This window comes from Sphingosinicella humi (assembly GCF_003129465.1).
Lineage (GTDB): Bacteria > Pseudomonadota > Alphaproteobacteria > Sphingomonadales > Sphingomonadaceae > Allosphingosinicella > Allosphingosinicella humi.
The window spans coordinates 2,239,100-2,255,045 of record NZ_QFFF01000001.1; the positions used below are offsets into that span (position 1 = coordinate 2,239,100).

16 protein-coding genes, 2 tRNA genes and 1 pseudogene are annotated in these 15,946 nt (G+C 64.9%); 13 read left to right on the forward strand and 6 right to left on the reverse strand.

Annotated elements, in window-relative coordinates:
- Window position 1: 1 nt before the first annotated feature.
- Both DF286_RS11160 and DF286_RS11165 read right to left on the reverse strand, forming a co-directional pair.
- The gene (locus DF286_RS11160) at window positions 2-703 is read right to left on the reverse strand and encodes a hypothetical protein (protein WP_109271502.1); all 702 of its coding nucleotides are present in this window, start codon (window positions 701-703) and stop codon (window positions 2-4) included.
- 15 nt (window positions 704-718) lie between these two features.
- Entirely contained in the window at window positions 719-2,275 is a 1,557-nt protein-coding gene (locus DF286_RS11165; RefSeq protein WP_109271503.1) for a recombinase family protein, read from the reverse strand.
- Between the two features lie 34 nt (window positions 2,276-2,309).
- Between DF286_RS11165 and DF286_RS11170 the strand changes: the two are divergent.
- The 6 genes and pseudogenes from DF286_RS11170 to DF286_RS11195 form a co-directional block, all read left to right on the forward strand.
- Window positions 2,310-3,191: pseudogene (locus tag DF286_RS11170) on the forward strand (YifB family Mg chelatase-like AAA ATPase); the annotation flags it as partial.
- Between the two features lie 73 nt (window positions 3,192-3,264).
- Entirely contained in the window at window positions 3,265-5,109 is a 1,845-nt protein-coding gene (locus DF286_RS11175) for a DUF885 domain-containing protein (protein WP_109271504.1), read from the forward strand.
- A gap of 96 nt (window positions 5,110-5,205) precedes the next feature.
- Window positions 5,206-5,290: transfer RNA gene (locus DF286_RS11180), tRNA-Leu, on the forward strand.
- A 132-nt stretch (window positions 5,291-5,422) separates the two neighbouring features.
- Window positions 5,423-6,607: an AI-2E family transporter gene (locus tag DF286_RS11185; RefSeq protein ID WP_109271505.1), complete on the forward strand. Its 1,185-nt coding sequence runs from the start codon at window positions 5,423-5,425 to the stop codon at window positions 6,605-6,607.
- Window positions 6,608-6,659: 52 nt separating this feature from the next.
- A tRNA-Asp gene (locus DF286_RS11190) sits at window positions 6,660-6,736 on the forward strand.
- Window positions 6,737-6,943: 207 nt separating this feature from the next.
- Complete coding sequence (locus DF286_RS11195; RefSeq protein WP_109271506.1) at window positions 6,944-7,183, forward strand: hypothetical protein; 240 nt, start codon at window positions 6,944-6,946, stop codon at window positions 7,181-7,183.
- 97 nt (window positions 7,184-7,280) lie between these two features.
- Here the strand turns inward: DF286_RS11195 and DF286_RS11200 are convergent, their stop codons facing one another.
- The 4 genes from DF286_RS11200 to DF286_RS11215 form a co-directional block, all read right to left on the reverse strand.
- A complete protein-coding gene (locus tag DF286_RS11200) occupies window positions 7,281-7,493 on the reverse strand; it encodes a DUF2842 domain-containing protein (RefSeq protein WP_109271507.1) in 213 nt (70 codons plus the stop codon).
- Window positions 7,490-8,035: a 5-formyltetrahydrofolate cyclo-ligase gene (locus DF286_RS11205; RefSeq protein ID WP_158274670.1), complete on the reverse strand. Its 546-nt coding sequence runs from the start codon at window positions 8,033-8,035 to the stop codon at window positions 7,490-7,492. The genes DF286_RS11200 and DF286_RS11205 overlap by 4 nt, the downstream gene beginning before the upstream one ends.
- A gap of 184 nt (window positions 8,036-8,219) precedes the next feature.
- Entirely contained in the window at window positions 8,220-8,543 is a 324-nt protein-coding gene (locus tag DF286_RS11210; RefSeq protein WP_109271509.1) for a cell division protein ZapA, read from the reverse strand.
- A gap of 1 nt (window position 8,544) precedes the next feature.
- The gene (locus tag DF286_RS11215) at window positions 8,545-8,751 is read right to left on the reverse strand and encodes a hypothetical protein (protein ID WP_146193606.1); all 207 of its coding nucleotides are present in this window, start codon (window positions 8,749-8,751) and stop codon (window positions 8,545-8,547) included.
- Between the two features lie 145 nt (window positions 8,752-8,896).
- On the opposite strand from DF286_RS11215, the gene tkt reads away from it, so the two are divergent.
- The 7 genes from tkt to thiE all read left to right on the forward strand — a co-directional run bounded on the left by tkt (window position 8,897) and on the right by thiE (window position 15,848).
- Complete coding sequence (tkt, locus tag DF286_RS11220; protein WP_109271511.1) at window positions 8,897-10,876, forward strand: transketolase; 1,980 nt, start codon at window positions 8,897-8,899, stop codon at window positions 10,874-10,876.
- A gap of 1 nt (window position 10,877) precedes the next feature.
- A complete protein-coding gene (gene gap / locus DF286_RS11225; RefSeq protein ID WP_109271512.1) occupies window positions 10,878-11,888 on the forward strand; it encodes a type I glyceraldehyde-3-phosphate dehydrogenase in 1,011 nt (336 codons plus the stop codon).
- 103 nt (window positions 11,889-11,991) lie between these two features.
- Window positions 11,992-13,194 (forward strand): phosphoglycerate kinase, encoded by a 1,203-nt coding sequence (locus tag DF286_RS11230; protein ID WP_109271513.1) that lies wholly within the window; start codon window positions 11,992-11,994, stop codon window positions 13,192-13,194.
- Window positions 13,191-13,610, forward strand: coding sequence for a VOC family protein (locus DF286_RS11235; protein ID WP_109271514.1), 420 nt, complete (start codon window positions 13,191-13,193; stop codon window positions 13,608-13,610). The genes DF286_RS11230 and DF286_RS11235 overlap by 4 nt, the downstream gene beginning before the upstream one ends.
- A 20-nt stretch (window positions 13,611-13,630) precedes the next feature.
- Window positions 13,631-14,524 (forward strand): fructose bisphosphate aldolase, encoded by an 894-nt coding sequence (locus DF286_RS11240; protein WP_109271515.1) that lies wholly within the window; start codon window positions 13,631-13,633, stop codon window positions 14,522-14,524.
- A gap of 71 nt (window positions 14,525-14,595) precedes the next feature.
- Window positions 14,596-15,165: a class I SAM-dependent methyltransferase gene (locus tag DF286_RS11245; protein ID WP_109271516.1), complete on the forward strand. Its 570-nt coding sequence runs from the start codon at window positions 14,596-14,598 to the stop codon at window positions 15,163-15,165.
- On the forward strand, window positions 15,162-15,848 hold the full coding sequence (gene thiE / locus DF286_RS11250) for a thiamine phosphate synthase (protein ID WP_109271517.1): 687 nt from the start codon (window positions 15,162-15,164) through the stop codon (window positions 15,846-15,848). The genes DF286_RS11245 and thiE overlap by 4 nt, the downstream gene beginning before the upstream one ends.
- The last annotated feature ends 98 nt before the right edge of the window (window positions 15,849-15,946 follow it).

The window sequence follows — 15,946 nt, forward strand, 5'->3', positions numbered from 1 at the left end:
TTTAACCGGACCGAGAAGAAATATCTTGTTCACACAATGAAGTGATGACAGGTATTAGGTCGGAAACTTTCTTTTGCCAGTGTAGAACACCGGCGAGTGCTCCGGCGACGCTGTGAAGTCCGATTAGGACCCTCACTTTATAGCGGTCCGTTTCAGTCCCGAAGTGGGTTAGTATTTGTTCCCGGTCCACGGTGGAGAAGGCGCCACAGGTTCCATCCCAATTCGGGTGAGCTACTTCGCAAAGTTGCTCATACTGGCCGAGTAGGCCGGGAGCGTCTTTGTCGGCGCCTTTTAACATGGCCATCACATTGACGGCTTGGGGCATCGCCTCATCATTCCTGCTGCCCAGTAATAGCTGCATGACTGTCTCATCAAAATTTGCCTCCAGTCCTCCCTCTACTTGTCGTTGAAGGAGTCTATGGAGGTGGCCCATGGCGGCTGCTACTTCTACTAAAGCCCTCGCAAGGACGTTTCCCGCGATAGCGTCGCCTCGCGCTAATGAGGCATATCCGGACCGGGAGAGCTCGTTCGCTCGCCACAGGAGACCCTGTCGGTAGCAGGCGACTTTGTAGGGAGTTTTCGCTGTGAAGGAGATTTCGGCTGGGTCGACCGCAGGCATCAAGAGCTTCGCTAGGGTATCGCGCTGCTCGGCTATTTCATTTAGCAGCTCCTCAATACGCTTTTCTCGCGCAACTTCCTCCATTCTCCCTCCGATGCTCTAGAGACTAGTTAGGTGGCTCTCGTTGGGCCACATAAACGGGACCTCGCACGTCCCGCCGTGAGTCCACTCAAAAACCAGTTCTCCGTGCGGATAGTTGATAACTACGCGCGAAAAGACGCTCCGCATGGCGTGATTAGCTGCCTCACGGTCCAGCGACGCTGCCTCCAAGGCCTCCAGAAGCCTCTCCACCCTTTGCCCGACAAGAGGGCCCGACGCGGCCGAACGCCTGTCCAGCAAGTCATCCCTAGCGGCTGTAAGCTCCACTAGCTCCGCCTCTAGAGTCTTGAGCTTTGAAGCGAGGGCAGGGGAGTGAGAAAACGTAAGGTTGCCCACCGCCGTTTTGATTTGGTCCCTAAGCACGTCTAGTTGAGCTTCCACGCTCGCGAGTGCGTCGTCCAGCTCTCCAGTTCCGCCCCCCGCCGGAGTGTCCCTGAGACGCGAAGGCAGACGCTCTATGATGGCTTGCTCTACCCACTCGTAGCGGACGGATTTGTAGCTACACCCAGCTCCGGCCTTCGCCCGCGCACAGACGAAAGACGGAACACTCCGCTTGCCCTTGTTCACGCGAGTGGCGGTCCCCCCGCACGTGGGGCAGGTTGCAAGACCAGCTAAGATATTACTGATTGCGCTCCTCGCGTGGCGTCCGCGCGTGGGCGCTCTTTGGCTCGCCTGGAGAGCTTGAACCTCTTTCCAAAGAGCCTCCGGAACAGCGGCGGGAAAGTAGCCCTGCACCGGCTCCAGGGGCTTCCGAACCTTCCGATTGTCCTCATACTCCAGTGTTTGGGGCTGGAACGTCCCAATGACGGCCGGATTGCTGAGTATCTTGGCAATGTATGACCTGTGCCAATGCTTCCCGCGCCCCCATGGCGCGAGACCTTCACGGTTGAACGTCTCCGCTATCTTGTGTTGCCCCAAGCCTTCTATGGTCAGCTCGAATATCCGCCGCACTAGTTTTGCGCGTTCGGGTATAAGACGAAGAACGTTGCTTTGCCGGTCCAGCGTTATCCAAGCCGGGACGCGGCTGGTTAGCGGTCGCTCCGCCAGATTGGCCCTCTTGTTCTCCCAAGCCTGTTTGAGGCGCCGCGCCTTGGTCACGCTCTCCTCATTGGCGCGCATGAACACCATTATGGAGACCAGGAGGTCTATCGGGTCATCAAGTGACTCCGGGGAATACTCGCGTCCATCGTTCAGCGTCACGATAGAGATTCCGGCTTCCAGAATGTCCTCCAGTATTCTCCTCGCCAAGCGGGGAGTGAGACGACTGAGCCGGTCCAATTGCTCGATTAGTAAGAGCGACCCTTTCGGAACCAAGCCGGTATGGACGGCTTCAAGAAAGTAGGCGAGGCGGCCCCCCGCAGCGTTCTGCCCTCGAAATGCCGAAACCCCTAAGTCGTGAAAGGTGAGGGTTTCGTCCAATTCTAGATTGTGTCGCCGCGCGTAATCTCGTGCCATCGACATTTGTCGGCGGAGGCTGTCTCCCTTCATTTGCTCCGGCGTTGAGAAACGCAGGTAGGAGTAGGCCTTTCTGAACGCACGGGAGGGATTGCTGGACATGTAAGGGCTCTTAGAAGTTAGAGGGTCCTAAGTCCATAACGTGCTGATGAGCGGCCCGCCTGGCGCCGGCAAGTCGCTGCTCGCCGCTTGCCTCCCCGGCATATTGCCTGAGCTGACGCCGTCCGAAGCGCTCGAAGTGTCGATGGTCGCGAGCGTCGCCGGTTCGCTCGTGGACGGTCGGCTGATGCGCAAGCGTCCCTTTCGTGCCCCGCATCATTCGGCGTCGATGGCGGCCCTCGTCGGCGGCGGTCTCAAGGTCCGCCCAGGCGAGGTCAGCCTTGCCCATCTCGGCGTGCTCTTCCTCGACGAGCTTCCCGAGTTTCAGCGCTCGGTGCTCGATTCGCTTCGTCAGCCGCTGGAGACCGGCACCGTCAGCGTCGCCCGCGCCAACAGCCATGTCACCTTTCCGGCGCGCGTCCAGCTCATCGCTGCGATGAATCCCTGTCGCTGCGGTCATCTCGGCGATCCCGCGCTCGCCTGCTCCCGCGCGCCGCGCTGTGCCGCCGATTATCAGGCGAAGGTGTCCGGCCCGCTTCTAGATCGCATCGATCTTCACTGTGATGTCGCCGCCGTCTCCGCCGCCTACCTGGTCCTGCCACCGCCCGCGGAAGGGTCGGCGGAAGTCGCCGCTCGCGTAAAGGCCGCGCGCGACGCCCAGACCAACCGCTACAATGGCAGCGGCGTCCGCACCAATGCCGAGGCCGACGGCGACCTGCTCGACGAGGTCGCGTCGCCCGACGAGCCGGGGCGGAAGCTCCTGGCGCAGGCGGCCGAGGCGATGCGGCTCTCGGCCCGTGGCTTCCACCGCGTCCTCCGCGTCGCCCGGACCGTGGCCGATCTCGCCGGCAGCGAGCGCGTCACCCGCGTCCATGTCGCCGAGGCCCTGAGCTATCGGCGGCAGGCGCCGCGCAATTGACGGTCGCCGCGATCCATTGGATGCAGTGCCATCAATGAATCGCCCGTAATCGGGCGAGGGGAGGGAGTTCATAATGGATCGTCGGTCATTCATCCTGTCGGCAAGCACCGTTTCCGCCATCGCGCTGATGGGCGGCGGCGTCGCGCGCGCGGCGTTCGCTCAAGGCGGAACGCAGGCATCGCCGGCCGAAGCGAAACTCGCCTCGGTGATGGATCGCATGTTCTACAATTTCATCGATACGACGCCGGAATTCGCCACCGTGCTCGGCCTCGACAAGGGCCCGCGCGCCGCGCTGAAGTCGAAGCTTTCCGATTATTCCAAGGCCGAGGCTGCGCGGCAGCTGGCGGTGGCCAAGGGCTTCCAGACGGAGCTGAAGGCGATCGACCGCGGCAGCCTGTCGGAGGCGAGCCGGCTCCATTATGATTGCGTCACCTATCTCGGAAACAACATCGTCGAAGGCGGCGAGCGGTTTCCCTATGGCAATAACGGCATTGGCTACACGCCCTTCGTCATCAGTCAGCAGGACGGCGCCTATCAGGGCGTTCCGGATTTCCTCGATTCGCAGCACGCGATCCGCGACAAGGCGGATGCGGACGCCTATCTGGCCCGCCTCTCCGCTTTCTCCACGGTGCTGGACCAGAATAGCGAGAGAGCGCGTGCCGATGCGGCACTCGGCGCCATTGCCCCCTCCTTCTGTCTCGACACGGCGCTCGACCAGCTGAAGGCGCTGCGCAACCAGCCGGCGGCCGAGACGGTGCTCGTCGCCTCCATCGCCCGCCGGGCCAAGGAGGCGAATGTCGCCGGCGATCACGCCGCCCAGGCCGAGAAGATCGTCAGCGAAAAGGTCTTCGCGGCGCTCGACCGTCAGATCGCGCTGGTCGAGGAGATGCGCGCGAAGGCCACCGACGACGCGGGCGTCTGGAGGCTTCCCGACGGCGCGGAATATTATGCGGCGTCGGTGCGCGCCTCGACGACGACTAGCATGACTCCCGAGGAGGTCCATCAGCTTGGCGTCGACCAGGTGGCGGATATCAGCGGACGCATCGACACGATCCTCAAGGAGCAGGGCATGTCGTCGGGCACTGTCGGCGAGCGGATGGTCGCGCTCAACAAGGACCCGAAGCAGCTCTATCCCAACACCGACGAGGGCAGGGCGGCCCTGCTCGCCAGCCTCAACGAGCAGATGAAGGAGCTCGACGCCATGCTTCCGCGGGCGTTCGCGACGCTGCCCAAGGCCGATATCGAGGTCGTGCGCGTGCCCGAGTTCATCCAGGACGGCGCCTCCAACGGCTATTACAACAGCGCCGCGCTCGATGGGTCGCGCCCGGCTTATTATTATATCAACCTCAAGGACACGCACGACTGGCCGAAATACACGCTGCCGTCCCTGACCTATCACGAGGCGTCGCCCGGCCATCACCTTCAGATCAGCCTGGCCATGGAAAGCCCGGCGACGCCAATGCTGCTGAAGCTCAGCCCGTTTGGCGCCTATACCGAAGGGTGGGGCCTTTATGCCGAAACCCTGGCCGACGAGATGGGCGCCTATGAGGGCGATCCGCTCGGCCGCGTCGGCATGCTCCAGTCGCTGCTGTTCCGGGCCGCGCGCCTGGTGGTCGACACCGGCATCCACCACAAGCGCTGGGGCCGTGATCAGGCGGTCGATTACATGGTCTCGACCATCGGCTTCCCGCGCCCGCGCACGATCCGCGAGATCGACCGCTACTGCGTCTCGCCCGGCCAGGCGACGAGCTACAAGGTCGGTCACACGATGTGGACGAAAGTGCGCGGGAAAGCCGAAGCGGCGCTTGGGCCACGCTTCGACATCCGGCAATATCACCAGATCCTGCTCAAGGGCGCGATGCCGCTGACCGTGCTCGAGCGCGAGGTCGACGATTGGGTGCGGACGCAGATAGCCTGAGGATCGCAGCCGGAGGGATCGGATCGAATGGAGTTTCGGGGGGCTGTGTTAGCGGTTGCTCCCCACCGGCCGCTCCACTAGAGGGCGGCCTTGCGTGCCCCTGTGGCGGAATTGGTAGACGCGCTCGACTCAAAATCGAGTTCCGAAAGGAGTGCCCGTTCGACTCGGGCCAGGGGCACCAATTCCCGTTTTCCTACAGCCCGGCTTTGGGGCATGATGCCTCCATGGTTCTCAGCCCCGTCTTCGCTATTGTCTCCGGCACCCGCACCGGTGCTGAAAATATTGGCCTTTCGGCCGAAGCCGGAGCGTTGGCATGAACAAGCCTGAGCGGCCTATCGCTGGCGAGGACGCCCTGCACGACGTGACCGAGGCCGCCTATCGCCGCGACCGGTTGCTGGCCGCGCTCGCTCTCATGGCCGGTTGTGGCCTTGCGCTGGCGCTTCCTTTCGCGCTTCGGGCGGGCGCGGAATTCTTCCTCCCAGTGACCGCGGCCCTTGTGATCGCGATCGCCCTGGTGCCGCTGCTCGAATGGTTCGAACGACGGCGAATCCCTTCCGCTTTGTCCGCGCTCATCTGCGTTCTTCTCTTCATCGCCGCCGCCAATATCGCGGTCGCCTCGATCGTTCTTCCGGCGACGGAATGGGTGATGCTCCTGCCGGATCGCATCGGGCGCATTCGGGAGACGCTCGCCCCGATCCTCGACGTCTATGCGAGCCTGGAGCGCTTCATGGACGACATCGTCCGCGAGTTCGGCAGCCGCGCCGGCGCCGAGCAGCGAGTGACGGTGGAAACGCCCAATTCGATGCTCGACCTCATCGCCACGTCGGCGCCCTATGCGGCCATCCAGATGTTCTTCGCCCTTCTCGTCATCTTCTTCTTCCTGGCCGGATGGACGCGGATGCGGAAGCGGACGATCGTCACCCGGGCGAGCTTCGACGGCGCGATGACGACGGCGCGGGTGATCCAGCAGGTCGTGGACGCGACGTCCACCTATCTCGGCACCATCACGCTGGTGAACGTCTCGATGGGGCTGGTGGTGGCGCTGGTCCTGTGGATGCTCGAGATGCCGACGCCGCTGATGTGGGGCGGCATCGTCGCGGTGCTGAACTACATTCCCTATCTGGGGCCGATCGCCTCGACGCTGCTGCTGGCGCTCGGCGGTCTGATGGCGTTCGCCGATCCTTTTTACGCCTTCCTGCCCGCGATCAGTTTCGCCGTCATCCATCTGATCGAGGCCAACATCATCACGCCCTCCGTCGTTGGGCGGCGGCTCACGATCAACCCGCTGCTGATCCTGGTCGCCTTGAGCTTCTGGGCCTGGGTCTGGGGCACGACCGGTGCCTTGCTGGCCGTCCCGCTGCTCATCATCCTGAAGACGGTGCTCGACGCCGCCGGCAAGCCGGACATCGCCGGATTCCTGTTCGAGGAGGGGACGTTGACCGGCAGTCACCACGAGGATGTCGACGAGGATGTCGGGCCCCTCAAAAATAGGCGGTAGCCTTGCTTGACAGCCATGGGGCGCTCGCCTAGTTCGCGCCCCACACCAGAACGCGGGTGTAGCTCAGTTGGTTAGAGCGCCGGCCTGTCACGCCGGAGGTCGCGGGTTCGAGCCCCGTCACTCGCGCCATTTCCTTGATCATCATCTCCCAGCCCTTCAGCTGCGGCCTCATCGCGGCTGGCGCTCGACCTTATCTGTTGCAATAAAGCGGCGCCGTTCGGCCGAAGCGTAGCGGCGGGCACGAAAATCGTGTAATTACCTCATTTGGGGGATGCGTAGTCCGGCTGACCCCGTCTAGACACACTTCCGGACTAGTTGAGCTAAGGATTGATAATAATGAAGAAAATAATCGCAGCGGTCAGCGCGGCCGCTCTTCTTGCTTCCGCTCCGGCGGTTGCGCAGGCCGCGACCGCTCCGGCTCCGGCCACGGAATCGGTCGGCAGCAAGGGCGCGAACGCTCAGTTCGCGGAGATGGGACCCGCTGCCTGGATCGTCGGCGCGATCGTGGTCGGCCTGGCCATTTGGGGCATTGTCGAGCTCGTTGACGACGACAATGACGAGCCGGTCAGCCCGTAACGGCTAACGCCTTTCCGACAAGGAGGGGTTATTTAGGGAGCGCCTGCCATCGGTGGGCGCTCCTTTTCGTTGGCCAAGGCGGCGCCTCAGGCCGGCATCAAGCGCGCCACTTTCCCGTTTCCATCCATCTAAGAAGCGGCTTCAGCGGCAGGATCCAAACGATTCCCGCCACCGTGTAGTAGAGCGCGTGCACTGGCCAGGGCAGACCGTCCAGCAGTCCTGCCAGGCTCACCACGATGATCGACCAAACCAGGATCAGCAGCAGGATCAGGAACATCCCGAAGGGTTTGCGCCAGCTTGGGTTGGTCATTCGCAATCTATCCATTCGGTGGGCGTGGCGATCGCATCGAGGCGCATGTCCCACGGATCGGCCGGAATGGGCCTGTCGCTGATCTGCATATCCCAGGCAAGGCCGATCGCCAGGATCGGGGAGGCCTCCTTGAGGTGGGATAGCGCGCGGTCATAATGGCCCTTGCCGTGGCCGATCCGGACGCCACCACGATCTGCCATCACGAGCGGCACCAGCACGATGTCCGGAGCGACCGCCGGGCGGTCGGCCGAGGGCTGCAACACGCCCCAGGGCGCCGGCTCTACGGCGGGGCCCTGGCGGAAGGTCATTCGGGAATCGCGCCCGGCGAACCAGGGAAAGGCCGCGGCCTGGCCGTTCCCCAGCGCTTCCAGGACCGGATAGGGACTGATCTCGTCCTTCAGCGGGTGGTAGCCGGCGACGATCCGTGCGCCGATGAGCCGCGGCAGCACGATCGGAACGAGCTTCGCCTCCAGCTCCGCCCGGAGCGAGGCGTTCAGCGATCGCGCGAACGCCCGCCGCTCGGCAAGGGCATGGGTGCGCATATCGCTCTTGGAAGGTGACGGGACCGCCATGGCCGTTTGCTGGAATATCCTCTGACGCCAGAACGTCAGGTGGGAGCCATGTACGTCGGACCAGGGTCCGGGCAGGGACAGCCCCCGAGGATGTCTTATCGCCTCAGGGATGTTCTCGAAAGCTCGTACCGGGCAGTACCCGTCGCGCTTCTATTTAGGAGTTGTGAGCGTCCGCCTCAAGCCGGGAGGCGAGGGTTTCCATCCGCTCCGCCAGCCGCTCCAGCGCATCGGCGATGGCGGGGTCGGGCTCCGCCTCAATGGGGCCGCCGCCGCCTTCGCGCCGTTCCTTAAGTTCGTCGGCGAGGAGCAGGGACGCGTAAAGGAGCTGCCGGGATTCGCCGAGACTGCCGAGCGCGCCGGTCGCATCGCGCGCCTTGCGATCGACGATGGCGGCGACGGAGCGCAGGCGCTCTTCCTCGCCGTCGCGGCAGGCGACGGCATATTTGCGCGTGGCGATCTCGACCTCGACGGACGCCATCCTATCCTCCCTGACTCGCCAGCAGGCGGTCTATCTGTCCGATGGCGCCTTCGACCTTGTTGCGTAGCGCCTGATGGGTTTGGCGAAGCTCGATCAGCTCGCCACCGTCGCTTCGTGCGCCCTGCGCCGCCGCCTGGGAGGCGGCTTCGATGCGGCCCAGCGCCCGCTCGATCCTCTCGATTGCCGTCATCGCCCGTTCGTCCGCCATGACGCCAGCAATAGCATGACCTTTCGCCGCGGCAAACGCCTCAGGGGTGCTGGAGTTGACGAGCGCGCCCCCGCCTCTAAAGGAACCTGCAGTGGGAGCGCCACGAGTCGCCTAGCGCCGCCGTCTCCATCTTAAAAGGAAGCTCATGCCCGCCGAACCGAGATTGCTCGCCAATGCCATTCGCGCACTGGCCATGGATGCCGTGCAGGCGGCGAACAGCGGCCATCCCGGGATGCCGATGGGCATGGCGGACGTCGCGACCGTGCTCTTCACGGAATATCTGAAGTACGATCCGCAAGCCCCTGATTGGCATGACCGGGACCGCTTCGTCCTGTCGGCCGGCCATGGCTCGATGCTGATCTACGCGCTGCTCCATCTGACCGGCTACGAGAAGCCGACGATGGAGGACATCCGCAACTTCCGCCAGATGAGTTCGCCCTGCGCGGGCCATCCCGAGAATTTCATGCTGCCGGGCGTGGAGGCGACCACGGGGCCGCTCGGGCAGGGATTCGCGATGGCCGTCGGCATAGCGATCGCGGAGCGGCACCTCAATGCGACGTTCGGCGACGATCTGGTCGATCACCGCACCTGGGCGATCGCCGGCGACGGCTGCCTGATGGAAGGCATCAACCACGAGGCGGTGGGTCTCGCCGGGCACCTGAAGCTCGGCCGGCTCAACGTCCTGTGGGACAATAACAAGATTACCATCGACGGATCGATCGATCTGTCGTCGTCGGAGGATATCCTTGCCCGCTACCGCGCGTCGGGCTGGCATACCGTCTCCTGCGACGGGCATGATTTCGCCGATATTCGCCGGGCCATCGACGAGGCACTCGCCGATCCGCGGCCGTCGCTGATCGATTGCCGCACCATCATCGGTTACGGCGCGCCCAACAAGCAGGGCACCTCGGCCACCCACGGCGCGGCGCTCGGCCCGGACGAGGTCGCCGCCGCGCGCGAACATCTGGTCTGGGCGCACGAGCCGTTCGAGCTTCCCGCCGACGTCCTCGACGCCTGGCGCGAGGCGGGACGGCGCAGCGCCGGCGCCCATGGCGAGTGGCGCGGCCGCCTTGCAGGCAGCGCGGAGCGTGACGAGTTCGTCCGCCGCATGGAAGGGCGTCTGCCGGAAGGCTTCTCGCTCGACGCCTATCTCGGCGACCTCATCGCCAATCCGCAGAAGGTCGCGACGCGCAAGGCGTCCGAGATGGCGCTCGGCGCGATCAACGACCTGCTGCCGGAGACGATCGGCGGCTCGGCCGACCTCACCGGCTCCAACAACACCAAGACCAAGGCGACCCAGCCTCTGACGGCCGACGATTATTCGGGCCGCTACATCTATTACGGCATCCGCGAGTTCGGCATGGCCGCGGCGATGAACGGCATGGCGCTGCATGGTGGCATCATTCCCTATGGCGGGACCTTCCTGGTCTTCTCCGATTATTGCCGTCCGGCGATCCGGCTCTCGGCGCTGCAGAATGTGCGCTCCATCTACGTGATGACGCACGATTCGATCGGCCTCGGCGAGGACGGCCCGACCCATCAGCCGGTCGAGCATGTGATGAGCCTGCGCATGATCCCGAACCTCGCCGTCTTCCGCCCCGCGGACGCGGTCGAGACGGCGGAATGCTGGGCGCTGTCGCTGGAGAAGCAGGACGGGCCGTCGCTCCTCTGCCTCACCCGCCAGAACCTGCCGCAGGTCCGCAGCGATGCGAGCGAGAATCTCTGCGCGAAGGGCGCCTATCGCCTGCGGGCGGCGAGCGCGGCCCGCAAAGTCGTGCTGCTCGCCACCGGATCGGAAGTCGAGACCGCGCTGGCCGCCGCCGCCGCACTCGAAGGGCAGGGGATCGGCGCCGACGTCGTCTCGATGCCGGCCTGGCATCTTTTCGACGCGCAGGACGCCGCCTACCGGGCGGACATCCTCGGCGGTGCGGACGTGCTGCGCGTGTCGATCGAAGCCGGCACCACGCTCGGCTGGGAACGCTATACCGGTTCGCACGGCCTCAATATCGGCCTCGACCGCTTCGGCGCCTCCGCGCCGGCGGAAGACCTTTTCAAGCGCTTCGGCTTCACCGCCGAAGCCATCGTGCCGCAGATCGTCGCGGCGCTTCAGCAAGGAGATCAATGACATGGCGACCAGAGTTGCAATCAACGGTTTCGGGCGGATCGGCCGCCTCGTGGCGCGCGCGATCCTCGAGCGGCCGGATTGCGGGCTTGAGCTGGTCGCCATCAACGACCTCGCCGACGCCAAGTCGAACGCAATGCTCTTCAAGCGCGACAGCGTCCACGGCCCCTATCCGGGCGAGGTGAAGGCCGACGGCAACGACCTCATCATCGACGGCAAGCGCATCAAGGTTACTGCCGAGCGCGACCCGGCCAAGCTGCCGCACGCCGAGAACCAGATCGACATCGCGATCGAATCGACGGGCTTCTTCACCGATCGCGCGTCGGCCCAGAAGCATATCGATGCCGGCGCCAAGCGCGTGCTCATCTCGGCCCCCGCCAAGGGCGTCGACCTCACCGTCGTCTACGGCGTCAATCATGACAAGCTGACCGCCGAGCACACGATCGTCTCGAACGCGTCCTGCACCACCAACTGCCTGGCGCCGGTCGCCAAGGTCATGCACGAGGCGATCGGCATCGAGCGCGGCCTGATGACCACGATCCACGCCTACACCAACGACCAGAAGATTCTCGACCAGATCCATCCGGACATGCGCCGCGCCCGCGCCGCCGCCATGTCGATGATCCCGACGACCACGGGCGCCGCCCGCGCCGTCGCCGAGGTGCTTCCGGAGCTGAAGGGCAAGCTGGACGGATCGGCGATCCGCGTCCCGACGCCGAACGTCAGCCTCGTCGACCTCACCTTCACGCCGTCGCGCGACACGACGCTCGAGGAAGTGAACGGAGCGTTGAAGGCGGCCTCCGAAAGCGGTCCGCTGAAGGGCATCCTCGCCTTCACCGACGAGCCTTTGGTCTCGATCGACCTCAACCACAATCCGGCCTCGTCGACCGTGGACAGCCTCGAGACGGCGGTGCTGGAGGGCAAGCTCGTCCGCGTCGTCTCCTGGTACGACAACGAGTGGGGCTTCTCGAACCGCATGGTCGACACGGCCGCTGCGATCGCGAAGCTGATCTGATCTGCGTCATCCCGGCGAAAGCCGGGACCCAAGGACACGGCGTGTTTCGAGTAAGCCCGTGTTCTTGGGTTCCGGCTTTCGCCGGAATGACATGAGGAAGCGAATGGCGAACTTCAAAACCCTCGACGATCTAGGCGATATCGCCGGCAAGCGTGCTCTGGTGCGCGTGGACCTGAACGTCCCGATGGCGGACGGCGCGGTGACCGACGATACGCGGCTGCTCGCCACGTTGCCGACGGTGACCGAGCTCGCTGATCGCGGCGTGATCGTGTTGCTGCTGGCGCATTTCGGCAGGCCGAAGGGTGTGCAGCGGCCGGATATGTCGCTGTCGCTGGTGACGCGGGCTTATGGCGACGTGCTTGGCCGGCCGGTGCGCTTCGTCGAGGATTGCCAGGGCGACGGCGCCAAGGCGGCCGTGGCGACGATGAACCCGGGCGATGTCGCCATCCTCGACAATACCCGCTTCCACCCGGGCGAGGAGAAGAACGATCCGGCGCTCGCCGCGGCGATGGCCGAGCTCGGCGATTTCTACGTCAACGACGCCTTCTCGGCCGCCCACCGCGCCCATGCCTCGACCGAGGGCCTCGCCCATCTGCTTCCGGCCTATGCCGGGCGCGCGATGGAGAAGGAGCTGAAGGCGCTCGAAGCGGCGCTTGGCAACCCCGAGCGGCCGGTCGCGGCCGTCGTTGGCGGGGCCAAGGTCTCGACCAAACTCGACGTGCTGAAGAACCTGGTCGCCAAGGTCGATCACCTGATCATCGGTGGCGGCATGGCCAACACCTTCCTGGCCGCGCGCGGCGTCGATGTCGGCAAGTCGCTGTGCGAGCACGACCTCAAGGATACGGCGCTCGCCATCCTCGACGCGGCCGACGCCGCCAATTGCACCGTGCACCTGCCCTATGACGTGGTGGTCGCGAAGGAATTCGCGGCCAATCCGCCGAGCCTGCGCACCTGCAACGTCCATGAAGTCGCGGCCGACGAGATGATCCTCGACGTCGGCCCGGCTGCCGTGGAGGCTCTGGCGGATGCGCTGAAGACCTGCCGCACGCTCGTCTGGAACGGCCCGCTCGGCGCCTTCGAGACGCCGCCTTTCGACCGCGCGACCGTCCAGCTCGCCCAGACCGCGGCCGCGTTGACCCAGGGCGGATCGCTCGTCTCGGTGGCCGGCGGCGGCGACACGGTGGCGGCGCTCAATTATGCCGGGGTGGCGGACGACTTCACCTTCGTCTCGACGGCGGGCGGAGCCTTCCTCGAGTGGATGGAGGGCAAGGAACTGCCGGGGGTGAAAGCACTGGAGCGGGCATGATCACGATCCAGGCCATCGACCATGTCGTGCTGCGCGTCGTCGACCTGGAGAGGGTGGCCAATTTCTACATCGACGTGCTCGGCGCCCGTTGGGAAAAGAAGCAGGAAGCGATCGGACTTTACCAACTTCGGACCGGCTCCGCGCTGGTCGATCTCGTGCCGGTCGACGGAAAGCTCGGCGCCATGGGCGGCGCTGCGCCGGGGGCTGAAGGCCGCAACGTCGACCATATCTGCTTCCGCGTCATGCCGTGGGATGGGGAGGCGATCCTGGCCGAGCTCAAATCCCACGGTATCGAGGCCGAGATAGTCTCGCGCTACGGCGCGGAGGGCGACGGCCCATCCATTTACCTTTCGGATCCGGAGGGAAATAATCTGGAGCTGAAAGGTCCACCCTGGGCACCCGTGCCCACCCGCTGATTCTAACTGAGGATATTTCGATGCAGAATTCCGAGATGTTGTCGAAAATTGGGAACGGCAAAGGCTTCATCGCCGCGCTGGACCAGAGCGGCGGTTCTACGCCCAAGGCGCTGAAGGGCTACGGCATCGAAGAGGGTGCCTGGTCTAATGAGGAAGAGATGTTCGGCCTCATCCACCAGATGCGCTCGCGCATCATCACCTCGCCCGCCTTCAGCGGCGACAAGGTGATCGGTGCCATCCTGTTCGAGCGCACCATGGACGGCCAGGTTGATGGCAAGCCGGTGCCTGAGGTGCTGAAGGAACGCGGCGTCGTTCCCTTCATCAAGATCGACAAGGGCCTCGAAGCCGAGGCGAACGGCGTCCAGATGATGAAGCCGATGCCGGAGCTCGACGCGCTGCTGACCCGCGCCAAGAGCCTGGGCGTTTTCGGCACCAAGGAGCGTTCGGTCATCAACCTCGCCAACCGCGAGGGCATCGCCGCCGTCGTCCGCCAGCAGTTCGAGGTGGGGCGGCAGGTGCTCGCCGCCGGCCTCGTCCCGATCATCGAGCCCGAGGTCAACATCAAGAGCCCGGAGCGTACCGAGGCCGATCAAATCCTGCTGGAAGAGCTGACCAAGGCGCTCGACGCGCTGCCCGGCGACGACAAGGTGATGCTGAAGCTGTCGATCCCGGTCCAGGCCAACCTGTTCAAGCCGCTCGTCGATCACCCGCGCGTGCTGCGGGTCGTGGCGCTTTCTGGCGGCTACTCGCGCGCGGACGCCTGCCGCGAGCTGGCGAAGAATGACGGCATGATCGCCAGCTTCTCGCGCGCCCTGCTCGAGGATCTCCGCCACCAGATGAGCGACGAGGAGTTCGATCGTTCGCTTGGGCAGGCGATCGACGAGATCCATCAGGCCTCGACGGCAAAGGAATAACGCTGTCCTTCGTCCATCGCTTCCTGGCCCGGCAGTTCGCTTGCCCGAGCGGCTGGGCCGGGCATTGGTGGATGGGCCCATGGCTCAACCGCATCGGCCGGAAGATGAACCGGGTGACCCTGGAGCAGCTCGACCTCCAGCCGCATGATAGCGTGCTGGAGGTCGGGTTCGGCGGCGGCGAACTGCTGGCGATGATCCTCGCCGCCACCTCGGGCGAGGTTCACGGCGTCGACATCTCCAAGCCGATGGTGGCCCGCGCCCGCCGACGCTTTCGCCGCCATGAGCGCCTGCACCTCCATCGGGCATCCGCCGAGGCCCTGCCGCTGCCCGACGCAGCCTTCGACAAGGCGTGCAGCGTCAACAACATCTACTTCTGGTCCGATCCCGCCGCGGTGATGGCGGAGTTCGCACGGGTGCTCCGGCCCGGCGGTCGCCTCGCCATTTGTTTCGAGCCGGCCTACGAGCTTCGCAAATGGCCCGGGCACGAACATGGCTTCAGGCTCTATGAAGGCCATGATGTGCAGCGGCTGTTCGCCGAGGCGGGGTTCGGGAAGGTCAGGGGCCGCTGGGGCAGCGGCCGCAAGCCTGACCGCTTTCTCTGCTTGAGCGCGGCCCGGCTTGGTGCTGAGAGGGACGCATGACCGACGAAGACGATCTGCTGCTGGATCCCGAATTCGCCGCGCGCTTCGAAGGCGGGGCACGTGCGCCGTGCCAGCTCTACCTGATCTCGCCGCTCGAGGTGGGCGGCGACTTTCCGGATCGGCTCTCCGCCGCCCTGGACGGAGGCCCAGTCGCCGCCTTCCAGTTCCGGGTGAAGGACGTCGACCAGCATCAGGCGGCGCGTCTCGCCGAGCCGCTCCAGCGCATCTGCGCGGAGCATGACGTCGCCTTCATCGTCAACGACGACATGGCGCTGGCGAAGCGCCTGGGTGCCGACGGCGTCCACCTCGGCCAGAGCGACGGCGACCCGCGCGAGGCGAGGGCGCTGCTCGGCCCCTCGGCCCAGATCGGCGTCACCTGCCACGACAGCCGGCACCTGGCCATGGAAGCGGGGGAGGCGGGGGCCGACTATGTCGCGTTCGGCGCGTTCTTCCCCACCCGCACCAAGGAGACCATCCACCGCCCTGACCCGTCGATCCTCGGCTGGTGGTCGACCTTGTTCGAAATCCCCTGCGTCGCCATCGGCGGCATTACGCCGGAAAATGGGCGCATATTGGTCGAGGCGGGAGCGGACTTCCTGGCGGTTTGCGGTTCGGTGTGGGGGCATGCGAAGGGACCGGCGTCCGCAATCAAGCAATTCCAAGACATACTGACGCGCAAGTAGGAGTGTCCGTTCCTCCCGAGCGAAGTCGAGGGGCATATGTGATGACTCCGTGCCAGCGCCCCTCGACTTCGCTCGGGACGAACGAGTCTACGACTTGT

What these genes read in the sequence shown, in the direction of transcription:
- DF286_RS11160 (WP_109271502.1), bottom strand. Translation starts at nt 703, where the DNA reads ATGGAGGAAGTTGCGCGAGAAAAGCGTATTGAGGAGCTGCTAAATGAA.
- DF286_RS11165 (WP_109271503.1), bottom strand. Translation starts at nt 2,275, where the DNA reads ATGTCCAGCAATCCCTCCCGTGCGTTCAGAAAGGCCTACTCCTACCTG.
- DF286_RS11175 (WP_109271504.1), top strand. Translation starts at nt 3,265, where the DNA reads ATGGATCGTCGGTCATTCATCCTGTCGGCAAGCACCGTTTCCGCCATC.
- DF286_RS11185 (WP_109271505.1), top strand. Translation starts at nt 5,423, where the DNA reads ATGAACAAGCCTGAGCGGCCTATCGCTGGCGAGGACGCCCTGCACGAC.
- DF286_RS11195 (WP_109271506.1), top strand. Translation starts at nt 6,944, where the DNA reads ATGAAGAAAATAATCGCAGCGGTCAGCGCGGCCGCTCTTCTTGCTTCC.
- DF286_RS11200 (WP_109271507.1), bottom strand. Translation starts at nt 7,493, where the DNA reads ATGACCAACCCAAGCTGGCGCAAACCCTTCGGGATGTTCCTGATCCTG.
- DF286_RS11205 (WP_158274670.1), bottom strand. Translation starts at nt 8,035, where the DNA reads ATGCGCACCCATGCCCTTGCCGAGCGGCGGGCGTTCGCGCGATCGCTG.
- DF286_RS11210 (WP_109271509.1), bottom strand. Translation starts at nt 8,543, where the DNA reads ATGGCGTCCGTCGAGGTCGAGATCGCCACGCGCAAATATGCCGTCGCC.
- DF286_RS11215 (WP_146193606.1), bottom strand. Translation starts at nt 8,751, where the DNA reads ATGGCGGACGAACGGGCGATGACGGCAATCGAGAGGATCGAGCGGGCG.
- tkt (WP_109271511.1), top strand. Translation starts at nt 8,897, where the DNA reads ATGCCCGCCGAACCGAGATTGCTCGCCAATGCCATTCGCGCACTGGCC.
- gap (WP_109271512.1), top strand. Translation starts at nt 10,878, where the DNA reads ATGGCGACCAGAGTTGCAATCAACGGTTTCGGGCGGATCGGCCGCCTC.
- DF286_RS11230 (WP_109271513.1), top strand. Translation starts at nt 11,992, where the DNA reads ATGGCGAACTTCAAAACCCTCGACGATCTAGGCGATATCGCCGGCAAG.
- DF286_RS11235 (WP_109271514.1), top strand. Translation starts at nt 13,191, where the DNA reads ATGATCACGATCCAGGCCATCGACCATGTCGTGCTGCGCGTCGTCGAC.
- DF286_RS11240 (WP_109271515.1), top strand. Translation starts at nt 13,631, where the DNA reads ATGCAGAATTCCGAGATGTTGTCGAAAATTGGGAACGGCAAAGGCTTC.
- DF286_RS11245 (WP_109271516.1), top strand. Translation starts at nt 14,596, where the DNA reads ATGGGCCCATGGCTCAACCGCATCGGCCGGAAGATGAACCGGGTGACC.
- thiE (WP_109271517.1), top strand. Translation starts at nt 15,162, where the DNA reads ATGACCGACGAAGACGATCTGCTGCTGGATCCCGAATTCGCCGCGCGC.